We start from the raw sequence: 16,532 nt of genomic DNA, 5'->3' as shown, positions 1-16,532 counted from the left end.
CGCCGAGCCGCGCGCGGCGGGGCTGCCGGCCGATCGGCCCGGTTCGGCGCGCCCCGCGCGCGGCGCCGCGTGGATTCGCGCCATGCATACGCAGGCATTCGCGGTGCGCATGATGTACCTGCATCGATTGCATGAAGCCGGCCGGCGCCTCGCTCGCCGCGCGCCCGGCAACGGCGCGCACCGGCACGGGGCTTGCACGCGGGCCCGGTTCGCGGAATGATCGAAGGTTCCGGCGCGCCCGCGCCATGTTTCCCTCGTTCCTGCCGCTCAACGCCCATGTCCCATAACGATTACTCGCCGATTCCCTGCCCCGTGGTGGTCCCGCTCGACGCGATCCTGCCCGAGGAACCGCTCCTGATGATGGGGGCCGGCCCCGTGCCGATCCCGGCCGCGGTCGCCAAGGCGAACGCGATCGTGATCAACCACCTCGGCGCGACCATGTCGAAGATCATCGAACAGGTCAAGGAGATGGCGCGCTACGTGTTCCAGACGCGCTCCAAGTGGGTGCTCGGCGTGGCCGGCCCCGGCTCCGCCGCGATGGAGATGGCGATCTCGAACCTGGCCTGGCGCGGCACGCGCGTGCTGTCGATCCGCAACGGCTTCTTCAGCGCGCGGATGGCCGAGATGGCCACCCGCATCGGCGCCGAGGTCAGCTACCTCGACGTGCCCGATCGCGAGGCCGCGAGCCTCGAGGCGGTGGCCGCGGCGATCGCGCGCGAGCGGCCCGAGATCGTCACCATCGTCCACGGCGAGACCTCGAACACGGTCTGGAACAGCCAGTTGAAGGAGATCGCGGCGCTGGCCAAGGCGGCCGGCGCGCTGGTGGTGGTGGACGCGGTCTGCACGCTGTCGACCATGCCGCTCGAGATGGATGCCTGGGGCATCGACGCGGTGATCACGGGCGGCCAGAAGGGGCTGTCCTCGATTCCCGGCGTGTCGCTGGTGGCCTTCTCCGAGGACGCCTGGGAGCGCACCAAGCAGCGCCCCGAGCTGAACGCGCACTGGTGCCTCGACATGTCGCTGGCCGAGAACTTCTGGCACAAGGCCGGTTATCACTACACCGCGCCGGTCTCGGGCGTGCTGGCGCTGCACGAGGCGCTGCGCCTGGTCTGCCAGGAAACCCTGGAAAGCCGCTACGCGCGCCACCAGCGCTGCTCGCTGGCGCTGCAGGCGGGCGTCACCGCGCTCGGGCTCGAACTCTACGCGCCCGAAGCCTGCCGGCTCAATTCGGTGGTCGGCATCCGCGCCCCGGAAGGGCTCACGCCGAGCCTGATCTGCGGCCATATCTCCAAGCAGTACCAGGTCGAGATCTCCGGCTCGTTCGGGCCGCCGATCGTGCGGATCGGCCAGATGGGCGAGCAGTGTCGCGAACACAACCTGTTCCGCACGCTGCATGCCTTCGGGCGCACCATGGTCGACCTGAAGGTGCCGGTGGACCTGTCGGGCGGCGTCGCCGCGCTGGAGCAGGCGCTGTCGAACCGCCTGTAGGCCATGACCGGCGCCGGCGCCTGCGGTAAAGGGAGCGGCGCCTGCCGCCCCGCGCGCCGATGAAAAAACGGCGGCGAGCCCTCGGGGCCGCCGCCGTTTTTCATGCCCGCCCGCCGCGTCAGGCGGTGGCGCCGGTTCGTGCGCCGGGACGCGCCTGCCGCTGGTAGAGCAGGATCGACAGCGCCACGCCGGCCGCCGAGGCCACCGCCGCGAACAGGAACACCTGCGGATAGCCGAATTCGCCGGCCACGTAGCCCGCCAGCGGCCCCGTCACGCCCAGCGAGAGGTCGAGGAACACCGAATAGGCCGACAGCGCCGCGCCGCGGCTGGCCGGCGGCACCAGGGCCACGGCCTCGACGCCGAGCGCCGGGAAGATCAGCGCGAAACCGAAGCCGGTCAGCGCGGCGCCGGCCAGCGCGACGTGCGGCACCGGGGCCAGCCAGAGCAGCAGCAGGCCCAGGCACTCGACCACGAAGGAGACGATCGCCACCCGGAAGCCGCCGTAATTCTTGATGGTGTTGGCGAACAGCAGGCGCGAGCCGATGAACAGCAGGCCGAACACGGTCAGCGACAGCGCCGCGTTGGGCCAGTGGCGCGCCGCGTAGTAGAGCGCGATGAAGGTCGAGATCGAGCCGAAGCCGGCCGAGCCGAGCGCCAGGCCGATGCCGTGCGGCAGCACGCGCGTGAACACGCTGGCATAGGACATGCGCTCGCCGTGCACCACCGGCACCGGCGCCAGGCGCAGCGCGAACCAGTAGCCGAGCGCGGCTAGCGCCAGCATCAGCACGCCGAGCAGGGCCGCGTTGAGCGTATGCGCGATCGCCACGCCCAGCGGCGCGCCGATCGCCAGCGCGCCGTAGGTGGCGATGCCGTTCCAGGAGATCACGCGCGCGTTGTTGCTGACGCCCACGCGGCCGATGCCCCACAGGATCGCGCCGGTGCCCACCAGGCTCTCGCCGACGCCGAGCACCAGGCGGCTGGCCACCAGCAGCACCAGGCTCACCGCCGGCCAGTGCGCGAACAGCAGCGCCACCAGCAGCAGCGCGCCGCTCGCGCCGCAGCCGAGCAGGCCGCGCAGCACCGTGCGCTTCGGGCCCAGCGTGTCCGCGCAGCGTCCCGCCAGCGGCCGCGAGGCCAGCGTCGCCAGGTACTGCACGCTGATCGCCGCGCCCGCGATCACCGCCGACAAGCCCAGCTCCTCGTGCACGAAGCCCGGCAGTACCGCCAGCGGCAGGCCGATCGTCAGGTAGCAGACGAAGGTGAAGGAGACGACGGACAGGATCTGCAGCATCGTCGAGGCGCCGCTGCGCGGGGTCGAAGCAGAATCGGATGACATGTGGGTGGAATCCAGCGGGGAGGGACAGAACGGCGCGTCCGTAGAAACCCGAATTGTTGCATGGAACCGATCCCGGCGCATGGACCGCTTAGTTAAGTCCGTCCCGGCTGTGGCGCGATCGCTGCGTCCCGATATTGGCACGACAGTATGAGCCGCATGCGTGTCGCGCTATGGGTTGCGAATTTCGGCGGTGATAGCTTGCGGGGCATAGACTCGGCAATGGCGCCACCGCCTTGCGGCCCGGCCCGGGCCGCCCGAGATTCTTCCCCGCGATTCCAACCCAGCGACACCCGATGAGCCAGCCGATCCGTTTCTATCATCGCCAGGCGATCCGCGAAGTCAGCGGCGCCGACGTGACCCGCACCGTCCTGCAGTACCTGCGCGAGGATGCGCATTGCACCGGCACCAAGGAGGGCTGCGCCGAAGGCGACTGCGGCGCCTGCACCGTGGTGGTCGGCGAGCTGAACGCCGCCGGCGGCGTCGAATTCAAGGCCGTCAACGCCTGCATCCAGTTCCTGCCCACCCTCGACGGCCGCGCGCTCTACACCGTCGAGGACCTGCGCCAGCCCGACGGCTCGCTGCACCCGGTGCAGCAGGCGATGGTCGACTGCCACGGCTCGCAATGCGGCTTCTGCACGCCCGGCTTCGTGATGTCGATGTGGGCGCTCTACGAGAAGCACGGCGGCGCGGCGCGCGCCTGCGGGGCCGCCGGTGGCGCCTGCGCGGCGCCCACGCGCACCGAGATCGCCGACGCGCTGACCGGCAACCTGTGCCGCTGCACCGGCTATCGGCCGATCGTCGATGCCGCCGAGCGCATGTTCGAGATGGCATCGCCCGCCGCGCCCGTCGACGAGGCCGCGCTGGCGCGTACCCTGGCCACGCTGCGCCGCGACGACACCTTCCACTACGAGCACGCCGGCCGCAGCTTCGACGCGCCGCGCGAGCTCGACGCGCTGGCCGCGCTGCGCGCCGCCAGGCCCGAGGCGCGCCTGCTGGCCGGCAGCACCGACATCGGCCTGTGGGTCACCAAGCAGTTGCGCGACATCGGCGACCTGATCTACCTCGGGCAGGTGGCCGAGCTGCGCCGGCTGGAGGCACGCGACGGCTGGCTGGAGATCGGCGCCGGGGTGAGCGTCGAGCAGGCCTATGCCGCGCTCGCCGGGCACTATCCCGAACTGACCGAGATGTGGAAGCGCTTCGCCTCGCTGCCGATCCGCAATGCCGGCACGCTGGGCGGCAACGTCGCCAACGGCTCGCCGATCGGCGACTCGATGCCGGGCCTGATCGCGCTCGGCGCGCGGGTGGTGCTGCGCGGGCCCGAGGCCTCGCGCGAGCTGGTGCTGGAGGACTTCTACCTCGCCTACCAGAAGAAGGACATGGCCGCCGACGAGTTGGTTGCCGCGCTGCGCGTGCCGCTGCGCACCGGCGAGCGCGAGCGGCTGCGGTTCCGCACCTACAAGCTCTCGAAGCGCTTCGACTCGGACATCTCGGCGGTCTGCGCGGCCTTCGCCTTCATCGCCGACGGCGAGACCATCCGCGAGCCGCGCATCGCCTTCGGCGGCATGGCCGCCACGCCCAGGCGCGCCGGCCACGTGGAGGCGGTGCTGGACGGCGCGCTCTGGCACGAGGCCAGCGCCCAGGCCGCGATGCAGGCCTTCGAACGCGATTACGCGCCGCTGTCCGACATGCGCGCCACCAACACCTACCGGCTCGAGGCCGCCCGCAACCTGCTCTACCGCTTCTGGCTGGAGACGCGCCCGGACGCGCCGCTCGCGCCCGAGGCGCTGAACGTGCGTTGCGTGGCCGCCGCGCCGGCCGGCGCCTGAGCCCGGGATAGGGAGACTTCATCATGAATCAGCAAGCCGAACCGTTCCTGCAGGATCTCGATTTCCGCCAGGTCCATGTCTCGCGTCCGCACGAATCCGCGCACCTGCACGTGAGCGGACGCGCCACCTATACCGACGACATCCCGGTCGCCGCCGGCACCCTGCATGCCGCGCTCGGGCTCAGCAGCCAGGCCCACGCGCGCATCGTCTCGACCGACCTGGAGGCGGTGCGCGCCACCCCGGGCGTGGTGGCGGTGTTCACCGCCGACGACATCCCCGGCGTCAACGACTGCGGCCCGATCCTGCACGACGACCCGGTGCTGGCCGACGGCCTGGTGCAGTTCGTCGGCCAGCCGATCTTCATCGTGGTCGCCACCTCGCACGAGGTGGCGCGGCTCGCCGCGCGGCGCGGCAAGATCGAATACGAGGCGTTGCCGGCGATCCTCACCGCGCAGGAGGCGCGCGCCGCGCAGTCCTACGTGCTGCCGCCGATGCGCCTGGCGCGCGGCGACGCCGCCGCGAGGGCCGCCGCGGCCGCCTTCCACTACGCCGGCGAGATGACGCTGGGCGGCCAGGAACAGTTCTACCTGGAAGGCCAGATCGCCTACGCGGTGCCCAAGGACGACGACGGCATGCACGTGCACTGCTCGACCCAGCACCCCAGCGAGATGCAGCACCTGGTGGCGCACGTGCTCGGCGTGGCCTCGCACAACGTGCTGGTGGAATGCCGGCGCATGGGCGGCGGCTTCGGCGGCAAGGAATCGCAGTCCGGCATCTTCGCCTGCTGCGCGGCGGTGGCGGCCTGGAAGCTGCTGTGCCCGGTCAAGCTGCGTCCCGACCGCGACGATGACATGATGATCACCGGCAAGCGGCACGACTTCCACTACCGCTACGAGGTCGGCTACGACGCGAGCGGGCGCATCGACGGCGTGTCGGTCGACATGACCTCGCGATGCGGCTTCTCGGCCGACCTGTCGGGCCCGGTGATGACGCGCGCGGTCTGCCATTTCGACAATGCCTACTGGCTGCCCGACGTGACGATCGCCGGCCATTGCGGCAAGACCAACACGCAGTCGAACACCGCGTTCCGCGGCTTCGGCGGCCCGCAGGGCGCGTTCGCGATCGAGTACATCATCGACAACGTGGCGCGCTCGCTGGATCTCGATCCGCTCGACGTGCGCTACCGGAACCTCTACGGCAAGGACGCCGACAACGTCACGCCCTACGGGCAGACCATCGAGGACAACGTGCTGCACGAGCTGCTCGGCGAGCTCGAGGCGACCAGCGGCTATCGCGCGCGCCGCGCCGCGGTGCGCGAGTTCAACGCGGCCAACACGGTGCTGAAGAAGGGCATCGCGATCACGCCGGTCAAGTTCGGGATCGCCTTCAACGTCGCCCACTTCAACCAGGCCGGCGCGCTGGTGCATATCTATACCGACGGCTCGATCCTGGTGAACCACGGCGGCACCGAGATGGGCCAGGGGCTCAACACCAAGGTCGCGCAGGTGGTGGCGCACGAGCTCGGCGTCGCGTTCGGCCGGGTGCGGGTGACCGCCACCGATACCAGCAAGGTCGCCAATACCTCGGCCACCGCCGCCTCGACCGGCTCGGACCTGAACGGCAAGGCCGCCCAGGATGCCGCGCGCCAGTTGCGCGAACGGCTGGCGAGCTTCGCCGCCGAGAAGCTCGGCGAGGGCCGGCTGGCCGCCTCGGAGGTGCGCTTCGTCAACGACACGGTCTGGCTCGGTGACACCGCGCTGCCGTTCGGCGAGGTGGTGGCCAAGGCCTACCTGGCGCGCGTGCAGCTGTGGTCCGACGGTTTCTACGCCACGCCCAAGCTGTACTGGGACCAGGCGAAGCTGCAGGGGCGGCCGTTCTTCTACTACGCCTACGGCGCGGCCGTCAGCGAGGTGGTGATCGACACGCTGACCGGCGAGATGCGGGTGCTGCGCGTCGATGCGCTGCACGACGTGGGCGCCTCGCTGAACCCGGCGCTCGACAAGGGGCAGGTGGAGGGCGCCTTCATCCAGGGCATGGGCTGGCTGACCACCGAGGAGCTGTGGTGGAACGCGGGCGGCAAGCTGATGACGCATGCCCCTTCGACCTACAAGATCCCGACCGTCAACGACACGCCGCCCGAGTTCAAGGTCGAGCTGTTCCGCAACCGCAACGTCGAGGACAGCATCCACCGCTCCAAGGCGGTCGGCGAGCCGCCGCTGCTGCTGCCGTTCTCGGTGTTCTTCGCGGTGCGCGACGCGGTGGCCGCGGTCGGCGACTATCGCGTGCAGCCGCCGCTGAACGCGCCGGCCACCGGCGAGGCGATCCTCAAGGCGGTGCAGGCGGTGCGTGCCGCGCGCATCGAGGCCGAGGGGGCGCGCACATGAACCCGTCCGCTCGCCTCGCGACGCCGGCGCCGCTGGCCGGCCGGCAGCGCGGCGCGGTTGCACGCCCGGCGCCGATGCACGTGGTGCTGTTCGGCGCCGGCCATGTCGGCCATGCGCTGGTCGCGCTGCTCGCGCACCTGCCCTGCCTGGTGCAATGGGTCGACACGCGCGACGAATGCTTTCCCGACGAGGTGCCGCCCAACGTGCAGCCCGAGCCGACCGACACGCCCGACGCGGTGGTCGACGCGGCGCCGCCGGGCAGCTACTTCCTGGTCATGACGCACAACCACGCGCTCGATTTCGCGCTGGCCGAGCGGATCCTGCGCCGCGACGACTTCGCCTACTTCGGCATGATCGGCTCGCGCACCAAGCGCGTGAAGTTCGAGCGGCGGCTGATCGATCGCGGCGTCGCGCCCGAGCACGTGGCCGACATGGTCTGCCCGATCGGCGTGAGCGGGATCGTCGACAAGGCGCCGCCGGCGATCGCGGTGGCGGTCTGCGCCGAGCTGCTGCAGGCCCGCAACGGCGCCGCGCGCGCCTGGCGCAAGACGGCGGCGACCGATCCGGCCGCCTTGTCGGGGGTCTTGCTGCTCGGCGATATCTAGGCCGGCGAGGGCCGGCCGGCGCCTGTCATTCCGGCGCGGCCGCCCCTTTTCAAACCCGCGCGTTTTCGCGAAGATAGCCGGCACCGTTTCCCTGACACGGCCGCCACGGCCGCTTCCGACAACAATGCCGAGACATCCCGACTCCCCGCGCGGCCGCGCCGCGCTCGCCGTCTTCACCACCCTCACCCTGGGCCTGGCCGCCGCGTTCGGCGGCGCGATCTCCCCCGCCGGCGCCGCCGAGCTGCACGTGATGAATTCCGGCGGCTTCACCGCCGCCTACCAGCGCCTCGCGCCGAAATTCACGGCCGCCAGCGGCGACACGCTCGACATCATCTACGGCCCCTCGATGGGCGAGACCCCGCAGGCGATCCCGAACCGCCTCGCGCGCGGCGAGCCGGCCGACGTGGTAATCATGGTCGGCTACGCGCTCGACAAGCTGATCGCGGCCGGCAAGGTGCGCGCCGACTCGCGCGTGGAGCTGGCCGATTCGCGGATCGGCGCGGTGGTGAAGGCCGGCGCGCCGGTGCCCGATGTCAGCACGCCCGAGGCGCTCAAGGCCGCGCTGCTGGCCGCGCCCTCGGTGGCCTACTCGGACAGCGCGAGCGGCGTCTATATCGAACGCGAGCTGTTCGACAAGCTCGGCATCGCCGCGCAGTTGAAGCCCCGGGCGACCAAGGTGCCGCGCGTGCCGGTCGCCTCCAAGGTGGCCGACGGCACCTACGCGCTGGGCTTCCAGCAGGTCGCTGAATTGCTGCCGGTGCCGGGCGTGAGCTTCGCCGGGCGGATCCCCGAATCGCTGCAGTCGGTGACGCGCTACGCGGCCGGCATTCCAGTCGGCGCACCGCATCCCGCCGAGGCGCGCAAGCTGCTCGAGTTCCTCGCCTCGCCGGCCGCGCGCGCCGACGTGGAGGCCACCGGGCTGGATCCGGTCGCCGCGCATTGAGCCGGGCGCGGGCTTCGCCGCATTCCTGCTATCGTCTGCCGTACCGTTCAACCCCAGGCGGCCGCCTCGCGCGGCCGCTTGTCTTTTCCGTGGACTGCCGATGAGAGATTGCGCTTCCTACTTCGACATGATCGTGGCGAGCTGCGCCGAGATCGAGGCCTGGCTGGCCGGCACCTCGCACGGCGAGGCCGCGCTCGACGCGCTGATGGCGCGCTTCGCGCCGTCCTTCACGATGATCGGCACCGACGGTTCGCAACTCGACCGGGCCGCCACGCGCGCGCTGTTCGCGCGGCTGGCCGGCGTCAAGCCGAGGCTCGCGATCAGCTTCTCGGCGATGCGCGTGATTGCCGCCTGGGACGGCGGCGCGGCGATCGGCTATGACGAGCACCAGCGCGATGCGAGCGGCCCGCTGCGCTCGAGGCGCTCGACAGCGGTGCTTTCGCGCGAGGCGGACGACGGATCGAGCGGCGGCGAGATCCGCTGGGTCCATCTGCAGGAAACCTGGATTGCGGCCTGATTTGTAGTCTGATTTGCGGCCTGATTCTCGCGGCCTGGTCAGGCCTTGGCACGCGGTGAGCGTGGCTTGCGCGCGGCGGTCAGCGAATCGGAGACCGATTGCACCAGGGCGCGCAGCCAGGCGAGATCGGTGGGCCGGTCCGGCTGCGGATGCGCGAGCTGGTAGCACTGGATGCGCGGAAACGCGATCGGCGGCTCGGCGATCACCAGCGGCAGCATCTGCGCGTAGTGGGTGGCGAAGCGGCGCGTGGTGGTGAAGATCAGGTCCGATTGCAGCAGCACCTGCGGCACCACGCCGAAGTAGGGCAGGGTCGCGACGACGCGGCGCTCGAGCCCGGCGCGCGCCAGCCCGATCTCGATCGCATTGCGCGCCGCGCCGGTATAGGGCGTGGGCGCCAGGTGGGCCGCCGCCGCGTAGGCCTCGCGGGTGAGCGGCGCGTCGGCCAGCGGGTGCGTGTCGCGCATCAGGCAGACCACCGTGTCCGAGAACAGGCTGCTGCGCACGAAGCGCGGGTCCGGCCGCGGCCAGTTCGCGATCACCAGGTCGAGCTCGCCGGAGTCGAGCGCGGCCGCGTGGTCGAGCGCCGGATTCAGCGAATCGATCTCCAGTTGCGCGAGCGGCGCCGCCTCGCGAAAGCGCGCGATCAGGGTCGGCATGAAGAAATCGTTCAGGTAATCCGGCGCGGCGATCCGGAAGCGGCGGCGCGAGCTGGCGGGATCGAACTCGCCATGCGGGGTGGCGATGAAGTCGACCTCGCGCAGCGCGCGCTGCGATGCCTCGAGCAGCGAGGCGCCGTATTCGGTCGGCACCATGCCCGACTTGCCGCGCACCAGGATCGGATCGTTGAGGATCTCGCGCAGCCGCCGCAGCGCGGTGCTGACCGCCGGCTGGGTCTGGTTCAGGCGCAGCGCCGCCTGGGTGACGCTGCGCTCCAGCAGCAGGGTGCGCAGCACCCGCACGAGCCAGATGTCGAGCGAGGCGGTGCGGCTGTCGGCGGTATCGTCGTCGGGAGGCATCGGCGGGGAGCGGGGGGCGTCGCGCCTACGATACCGGAGCCGCTCGCGCGCGCGGCCAGGCGCGAGCTATGCGCAGTATCAGGGCGGCGCGCTTGGGCGCGCGCGCGTCAGCGCCGGCCGGGCGGCAGCGTGCTGATGCGCTTCACTTCCTTCGATTCGAGCCAGTTCGGCGTGCGCGCGCAATACAGCACCATCGGCAGCGCGTCCTCGCCCCAGAACAGCTGGCGGTTCATCCAGAAGGTCGGCACGCCGAACACGCCGAGCGCGATCGCATCCTGCGTATTGCGCTCCAGTTGTTCGCGGGTCTGCGCCGAATCCAGGCGCGGATCGTCGGGCGTCACGCCCACCCGTTCGCAGAGCGCGGCGAAACCCTCCTCGCTGGTCGGGTCGCGCCCTTCGCGCCAGATGAAGCGGAACATCTCGCGCACCGTGGCGAGATCGGCCGAGATCGCCACCGCGAGCCGCAGCGCCTGGGTCGAATCGAAGGGATGCGCGGGCGGCATGCGGAACGGGATGCCGAGCTGGTCGGCGCGGAACAGCGCGTGGCGGTAGGTGAACACGCGCTTGGCCGGCACGTCGTACATCGGACGCTGGCCCCAGTGATGCTGCAGCACCGGCAGCGAGACCGGCACCGGCTCGAACGGCATGCTCGGCCACTTGTCTTGCTGCTCGAGCAGCAGGTACGTGAACGGCGACAGGAAATCGTAATACCAGCGCGGCTGGCTGGCGTCGTGGCCCACGGTCATCTAGCAATCTCCTGTGCAAAGGCGCGGGGCCGCTGGGCCCACGAGCCGTCATGGTACGCAATGGCGAGCGCGATTGCAGCAATCGCGGCGGGATGGCCGCTCAGGCGTCGCCCCGCGCCGGGCCCGGCGCGGCGGGGAAGGCCGGCATGGCATCGCGCGCGGGGCCGGCTTGGGAATCGACTGCGGAATCGGCCTCGGGTCCCGCCGCCGTTGCATCCGGTTGCCCGGCGGTGCCCGCCGCGCCGCGCGTGTCCTCCTGCGCGAGCAGGCGCTCGCGCACGAAGCCGATGTGCTCGCGCAGCACGTAGAACTGTCCCGCGTAGGCGAGCGGCATCTTCATCCGGTTGACCGAATCCTCCACGTCGTCGAGCTTCTCGAGCAGCACCAGCCGGTCGCGCGGCGACAGCTCGCCCAGCGCGCTGCGCTCCAGCGTGATCAGCGCGCCGTACCAGCGGTAGATCCGCGAGCGCACGCGCCAGCCGTACAGCAGCGGCACGAAGCGCAGGCCCGGGATCAGCACCACCACCAGCGGCACCACGATCACCAGCAGCCGGTCGACCAGGCTCGCCACCCAGAACGGCAGTTGCCGGTACAGGAAGGTCTTGCCCGACTTGTAGTAGCGCGCGGCGTCGTCGGACAGCGGGATGCTGCTGTGCGTGACGGGCGAGGGGAATTCGCCGGCGCGCTGCAGGATCGTCGAATGGCCGTGCACCTCGCGCGCGGCCTCGATCAGCAGGTCCGACAGCGCCGGGTGCAGCGAGTCGCGCGCGATCAGCTCGACGGTCGGCGAGAGCGTGTGGATGTTGGTCGAGGGCAGGTTGGTGCCGGGGTCGTAGACGCCCATCGGCAGCGTGATGTCGGTCAGGTAGGAGAGCCGGCGCGCATAGGCCTCGGCCTGGGCGAACGAGTAGAAATGGATGCCGGGCGCGCGGAACAGCTTGGCCATCACCGGGATCTGGGTCGAGTCGCCGGACAGGAAGGCCGCGTCGATGCGGCCGTCGAGCAGCGCGTGGGCGGCATCCTCGCCGGCCAGCGGCAGCAGGCTGGTGGCGCCGCCCGGCACGATGCCGTTGAGCTTGAGCAGGGCCAGGCCGAGCTCGTGCGAGCCGCTGCCGTCGGGGCCGAGCGCGAGGCGCTTGCCGCGGAATTGCGAGAGCCGCTCGATCACCGGGCCGCGGTAGAGGATCGCGATCGGCACGTAGCCGACGCTGCCCAGCGACACCAACTGGTCCGACTGCCCTTTCTGCTCCACGCCGCTCTGCACGAAGGCGACGTCCACGTGCCCGGCCGGATCGAGCAGGCGCTGCAGGTTCTGCGCCGAGCCTTCCGAGGGCAGCACCTCGAGCGTGATGCCGTTCTTGGCGAGGATGTGCTTGTACTTCTGCGCGGCCGACCAGTTGGTGCTGCCGGGCGGGCCGGCCGAGAGCGTCAGGTGGGTGGGCGGGGCCGGCTGGATCAGCCGGATCGCGAGCCAGATCGCCGCGGCGCCGAGCAGTAGCGCGGGGCCGAACGACATCGCGAGGTCGCGCCACGACACCGCGACGAAGCGGGCCAGGATCCGGTGCGGGCGACGGGAGCGGGGCGAACGGTCGTTCATCGGCTTGGATGCGGGGACGGGATGGCGCGACGCGTCGCGGCGCGCCGGAATGGCTGCGATGGTACCCGAGTTCGCCGGCGCTGCGGCACGCCCGTGGCGGGATTCGGGAAGGTCCGGATGGCCCGGCGGGGCGGGGTTGATCCGGAGCGCAAATCCTTTGCGCTTCGCGTGCCGCTGGATTACATTGTGCGTCGCAGCCGCACCCTATCCGTCGCGGCGCGACCCGGCGTGAAATTCAAGCAGACCGGGCGCGCGTCGGAGCCGGTCCGGCAGTCCGGCCCGCCGCGCGCGCGCCGGGCGAACGCAGCGCCTCTCGCATGCTCCGTGAAAACGTCGGCCGACGGCATTCGTCGCCGGCCGTTGACTGGGGGTAGTGCGGCCGCCTTTTCGGTGCGGCCGTTTCCGGAATCACAAGGAGAAAACATGAAGTCGATCGTGTGGAAGGCACTGGGTAGCGCGGTGGTGGCAGCGCTGGTTTGCGGCAATGTCTATGCGCAGGCGAGCGATGCCGCCGCCGGCGCCTCGACGCCGGCCGCCGCGAAGGCCGCCAAGAAGGCGGCGCGCAAGGACAACCGCAAGCTCGGTTACGCGGTGCGCAAGGCCATCAGCAAGGCCGGCGGCATCGACGTGTCGAACATCACCGTCCGTTCGAAGGGCGGCGCGATCTCGCTGCAGGGCTCGGTGCCCGACGCGTCGCAGATCGACAAGGCCGGCGAAGCCGCCAAGGGCGTGGCGGGCGTCACCTCGGTCGACAACAAGCTGACCGTCCAGCAGCAGTAAGCCTCCCGCGCGGGGCGGCCGGGCCGCTCCGCCTGCGCATCCGGCGCCGTGCCCGCCTGGGCGGGCGCCGGCTCTCATTCGGGCCCCGGCCTTCCCTGCAGTTTTCTTCCCGCGTGGATCCCCTCGGGGCACGGTTCCCGCCCACGCTTCCCGCCTGGTTTCCCCTCGCTTTCTTCCCGCCAGCCTTTCGCTTGCCTGCGGACGTTCGCGCGCCTTGCCGCCTGTCGTGCCTGCCTCAGGACGTCACGAGCTTCAGCCCGACCAGCACCAGCGTGGCGGCCAGCAGGTTGCGCAGCAGCCGCTCGGGGGCGCGCGCCGACAGATGGCTGCCGGCCACGATGCCCGGCAGCGAGCCCAGCAGCAGCGAGACCAGCATCGACCAGTCGACCGAGCCGAGCAGCCAGTGGCCCATCCCGGCGACCAGGGTGAGCGGCACCGCGTGCGCGATATCGGAACCGACGATGCGCGTGGTCGACAGGGTCGGGTAGAGCAGCAGCAGCACCGTCACGCCGATCGCGCCAGCGCCCACCGAGGTCAGCGAGACCAGCACGCCGAGCACCACGCCGGTCAGCACCGTCAGCGTGACGGTGCGCAGCGGATTGGGGGCGAATGCGTGGCGCGAGGCGAAGGCGGCCAACTGCGGGCGGAATACCAGCGCCACCGAGGTCAGCAGCAGCGCGGCGCCCAGCACCACCTGGATCAGCCGGTTGGTGGAGGCCGCGCCGAAGCCGTGCGCGTGCAGCATCCACAGCGTCACGGCGGCGGCCGGCACGCTGCCCGCCGCGAGCCGGCCGGTGATGCGCCAGTCGACCGTGCCCTTGGCGCCGTGCACCAGGGTGCCGGTCGCCTTGGTGGCGGCCGCGTAGAGCAGGTCGGTGCCGACCGCGGTGGCCGGATGCACGTTGAACAGCAGCACCAGGATCGGCGTCATCAGCGAGCCGCCGCCGACCCCCGTCAGGCCGACCAGGAAGCCGACGAACAGGCCGGAGACGGTGTACAGCAGATCGATATGGGGAAACGACATCGGCGGGGCTCGGAAGGTTGTGCGCGGGTCGGAACCCGGCATTGTCTCAAAACTGGCGCGTCGGCGTGGGAATCTCCGTCGCGGCGGCGGGGCCGCACGCGCATGCGCGCGCCGTGCATCGTCGCGGCCGGCTGCTATGCTGATTTGACGATCGTCGCGGGAGGGCATCTCGATGGACCGTCTGAGCGCCATGGAAACATTCGTCGCCGTCGTCGAGGCCGGCTCGTTCGCGGCGGCCGCGCGCCGGCTCGGGCTTGGCCCGGGCGCGGTCTCGCGGGCGGTGGCGGGGCTGGAACGGCAGGTCGGCGTGGCCCTGCTTTCGCGCGGCCCACGCGGGCTCGCGCCGAGCGAGGCCGGCCAGCATTATTACGAGCGCGCGCGCCGCCTGCTCGACGATGCGCAGGAAGCGGAGCAGGCCGCGCGCGGCGTCGGCGGGGGCCTGACCGGGACGCTGCGGGTGCTGGTGGCGGGCAGCTTCGCGCGCCTGCACGTGCTGCCCGCGATCCAGGGGTTCCTCGACGATCACCCCGATCTCACGGTCGAGCTGCTGCTCGACGATCGTCATACCGACCTGGCCGTCGAGCGCGTCGACGTCGCGTTGCGGATCGGCCATGCCGCGGGCGACGGCATGGCGGCCTCGCGCAAGATCGGCGAGAGCCCGCGGCGGGTGGTCGGTTCGCAGGCCTATCTGCGGCGTGCCGGGCTGCCGCGCACGCCCGAGGATCTGGCCCGGCACCAGGTGGTGGTGCTGGACCGGCGCGTCGGCGGCGCGGCGTGGAAATTCCGGCGTCACGGCAGCGAGTTGATGGTGGAGACCTCGGGCCGGCTGCGCGTGCGCGAGGCCGAAGGCGTGCGGGCCGCTGCGCTGGCCGGGCTGGGCCTGGCGATCGGCTCGGAATGGCTGTTCGCCGACGCGCTGCGCGACGCTCGCCTGCTTAGCGTGCTCGATGACTGGACGCTGCCGCCCGTCGAACTGTGGGCCGTGTTTCCGGCCGGGCGCCTCGCACCATCGCGCGCGCGGGCCTTCGTCGCCTTCGTCGAGGCGATGCTCGGCGTGGCGGCCGCCTCGCGTGCCGCCGCCTGAGTGCTTCGCGCAAGGGCAGGCGGCTTTTATTGATCCGACGATAACGTTAGAAGTTTAAGAAAATTCAATTCGCCGATTTGAATTGGCGGAGCCTGCCGGCGTCGATTATCGTGATTGAGGTGTGGCGATGATTGAAACGGATGTTCGGGAATTTATTTAAAAAATAATTCGATTCAGTCGCGGATTTTTTATTGATGGATGAACTGCGATCGCACTGGGCAGGCGCTCAGGAGGTGGGTATGGACTCGATGCGGAAAGGGTCGAGCTTCGCGCATGAGCAGATCTTGATGAATTATTTGTGAGAGTTCAGGGAAAAGGACTGTAATTTTTTACGGGAATTTTGTCTACCTGGATTCGAATCGTTACGCACGCCGAGCGTAACGTTCCATTCGCTTGTTACGTTACGCGAACGATTTTCCGATGCGTAGCGCAAGGCCTGCTCGTCGTCGCGAATTTGCTCCGACGATACTTGGCAGTCCGATCCCGACGATTTGTTCGACGAAACGCGCCGTTGTCGATTGCGCCGGTGCGTTGGCACGGACCCTGCAGTGCAGTCTGCCGCATGACCGCTTTACCCGACGGCAGGACCAACTGACATGGGGTCACAAATGAAACAACACTTCAAGTTGTCGAGCATCGCGCTTTCGGCGGCGACGGCATTCGGTCTCGCGGCGGCAGCGCCGGCGATGGCCGATGTCGGCAACATCGTCACCGGGCTGGGGGCCAATCTGAATCTGAACAGCTCGCTCAATGCGAGCGGTGCTTCGCTGGGCGCCCTCGGCAGCCTGGCCGGCACCTCGCTGGGCGTGAATGCCGCGCTCAATCCGAGCGTGGGCGCCGAACTCAAGCTGACGGCCAATGGCGCCACCCTCCTCGACCTGTCGCTGGGCAACGCCATCGGACCGCTCAAGTCCTCGCTCGGCGGCCTGGTGAGCACGGTCGAGGGACTCGCGCAGAACACGCCGCTGGCCGGCGTGATCAGCGGACTGCAGACCGTCGTGACGAATCCCGCCGGCGCGTTGACGGGCGTGCTGAGCACGGCGACCGGCGCGCTATCGACCGGCGCGGGCGCCCTGACGGGCGGCCTCGGGGCCGTCACGACCGGCCTCGGCACGGTGACGAGCACGGCGGCCGGTGCCCTGTCGGGCGGCGCCACGGCGCTGGCCGGCGGCCTCACCACGGTGGC

Annotated in this window: 14 protein-coding genes and 1 pseudogene; 10 read left to right on the top strand and 5 right to left on the bottom strand. The window is 70.6% G+C overall.

All coding sequences use genetic code 11. The features are described 5' to 3' along the window. A partial coding sequence (locus F3J10_RS36045; protein WP_205200517.1) for a hypothetical protein occupies nucleotides 1-220 on the top strand: 220 nt, incomplete at its 5' end. A gap of 56 nt (nucleotides 221-276) precedes the next feature. Beyond that, nucleotides 277-1,488, top strand: coding sequence for an alanine--glyoxylate aminotransferase family protein (locus tag F3J10_RS28550; RefSeq protein ID WP_025101923.1), 1,212 nt, complete (start codon nucleotides 277-279; stop codon nucleotides 1,486-1,488). Between the two features lie 118 nt (nucleotides 1,489-1,606). On the opposite strand, the gene F3J10_RS28545 is transcribed toward F3J10_RS28550, so the two are convergent. Beyond that, on the bottom strand, nucleotides 1,607-2,824 hold the full coding sequence (locus F3J10_RS28545) for an MFS transporter (protein WP_036048078.1): 1,218 nt from the start codon (nucleotides 2,822-2,824) through the stop codon (nucleotides 1,607-1,609). Nucleotides 2,825-3,117: 293 nt separating this feature from the next. On the opposite strand from F3J10_RS28545, the gene xdhA reads away from it, so the two are divergent. The 5 genes from xdhA to F3J10_RS28520 all read left to right on the top strand — a co-directional run bounded on the left by xdhA (nucleotide 3,118) and on the right by F3J10_RS28520 (nucleotide 9,099). Then, the gene (gene xdhA / locus F3J10_RS28540; protein WP_167243517.1) at nucleotides 3,118-4,650 is read left to right on the top strand and encodes a xanthine dehydrogenase small subunit; all 1,533 of its coding nucleotides are present in this window, start codon (nucleotides 3,118-3,120) and stop codon (nucleotides 4,648-4,650) included. A 23-nt stretch (nucleotides 4,651-4,673) separates the two neighbouring features. Continuing rightward, on the top strand, nucleotides 4,674-7,034 hold the full coding sequence (gene xdhB, locus F3J10_RS28535; protein WP_167243516.1) for a xanthine dehydrogenase molybdopterin binding subunit: 2,361 nt from the start codon (nucleotides 4,674-4,676) through the stop codon (nucleotides 7,032-7,034). A 74-nt stretch (nucleotides 7,035-7,108) separates the two neighbouring features. Continuing rightward, a complete protein-coding gene (xdhC, locus tag F3J10_RS28530; RefSeq protein WP_205195983.1) occupies nucleotides 7,109-7,639 on the top strand; it encodes a xanthine dehydrogenase accessory protein XdhC in 531 nt (176 codons plus the stop codon). A 124-nt stretch (nucleotides 7,640-7,763) separates the two neighbouring features. Further along, nucleotides 7,764-8,582 carry a substrate-binding domain-containing protein gene (locus tag F3J10_RS28525; protein WP_240155731.1) on the top strand — a complete coding sequence of 273 codons (819 nt, stop codon included), beginning with the start codon at nucleotides 7,764-7,766 and terminating at the stop codon, nucleotides 8,580-8,582. 100 nt (nucleotides 8,583-8,682) lie between these two features. Further along, nucleotides 8,683-9,099, top strand: coding sequence for a polyketide cyclase (locus F3J10_RS28520; RefSeq protein WP_167243515.1), 417 nt, complete (start codon nucleotides 8,683-8,685; stop codon nucleotides 9,097-9,099). A 38-nt stretch (nucleotides 9,100-9,137) separates the two neighbouring features. Here the strand turns inward: F3J10_RS28520 and F3J10_RS28515 are convergent, their stop codons facing one another. From F3J10_RS28515 to F3J10_RS28505, 3 genes are all read right to left on the bottom strand, one after another. Next, nucleotides 9,138-10,115 (bottom strand): LysR family transcriptional regulator, encoded by a 978-nt coding sequence (locus F3J10_RS28515; protein WP_166915577.1) that lies wholly within the window; start codon nucleotides 10,113-10,115, stop codon nucleotides 9,138-9,140. 107 nt (nucleotides 10,116-10,222) lie between these two features. Continuing rightward, nucleotides 10,223-10,861: a 2-hydroxychromene-2-carboxylate isomerase gene (locus F3J10_RS28510; RefSeq protein ID WP_047835899.1), complete on the bottom strand. Its 639-nt coding sequence runs from the start codon at nucleotides 10,859-10,861 to the stop codon at nucleotides 10,223-10,225. A gap of 100 nt (nucleotides 10,862-10,961) precedes the next feature. Continuing rightward, nucleotides 10,962-12,458, bottom strand: coding sequence for a TAXI family TRAP transporter solute-binding subunit (locus tag F3J10_RS28505; protein WP_167233936.1), 1,497 nt, complete (start codon nucleotides 12,456-12,458; stop codon nucleotides 10,962-10,964). 423 nt (nucleotides 12,459-12,881) lie between these two features. Here F3J10_RS28505 and F3J10_RS28500 point away from each other — a divergent pair, with 423 nt between their 5' ends. Beyond that, nucleotides 12,882-13,238, top strand: a complete 357-nt coding sequence (locus F3J10_RS28500; RefSeq protein ID WP_025101933.1) for a BON domain-containing protein — start codon at nucleotides 12,882-12,884, stop codon at nucleotides 13,236-13,238. 235 nt (nucleotides 13,239-13,473) lie between these two features. On the opposite strand, the gene F3J10_RS28495 is transcribed toward F3J10_RS28500, so the two are convergent. After that, nucleotides 13,474-14,262, bottom strand: a complete 789-nt coding sequence (locus tag F3J10_RS28495; protein ID WP_167233937.1) for a sulfite exporter TauE/SafE family protein — start codon at nucleotides 14,260-14,262, stop codon at nucleotides 13,474-13,476. A 172-nt stretch (nucleotides 14,263-14,434) separates the two neighbouring features. Here F3J10_RS28495 and F3J10_RS28490 point away from each other — a divergent pair, with 172 nt between their 5' ends. Continuing rightward, nucleotides 14,435-15,346: a LysR family transcriptional regulator gene (locus F3J10_RS28490; protein ID WP_166915582.1), complete on the top strand. Its 912-nt coding sequence runs from the start codon at nucleotides 14,435-14,437 to the stop codon at nucleotides 15,344-15,346. A gap of 608 nt (nucleotides 15,347-15,954) precedes the next feature. After that, nucleotides 15,955-16,532: pseudogene (locus F3J10_RS28485) on the top strand (hypothetical protein); the annotation flags it as partial.

It is taken from the genome of Burkholderia sp. Cy-637 (assembly GCF_011753175.1).
Taxonomy (GTDB): Bacteria; Pseudomonadota; Gammaproteobacteria; order Burkholderiales; family Burkholderiaceae; genus Burkholderia; species Burkholderia gladioli.
This window is presented reverse-complemented; position numbering and strand designations above follow the sequence as displayed.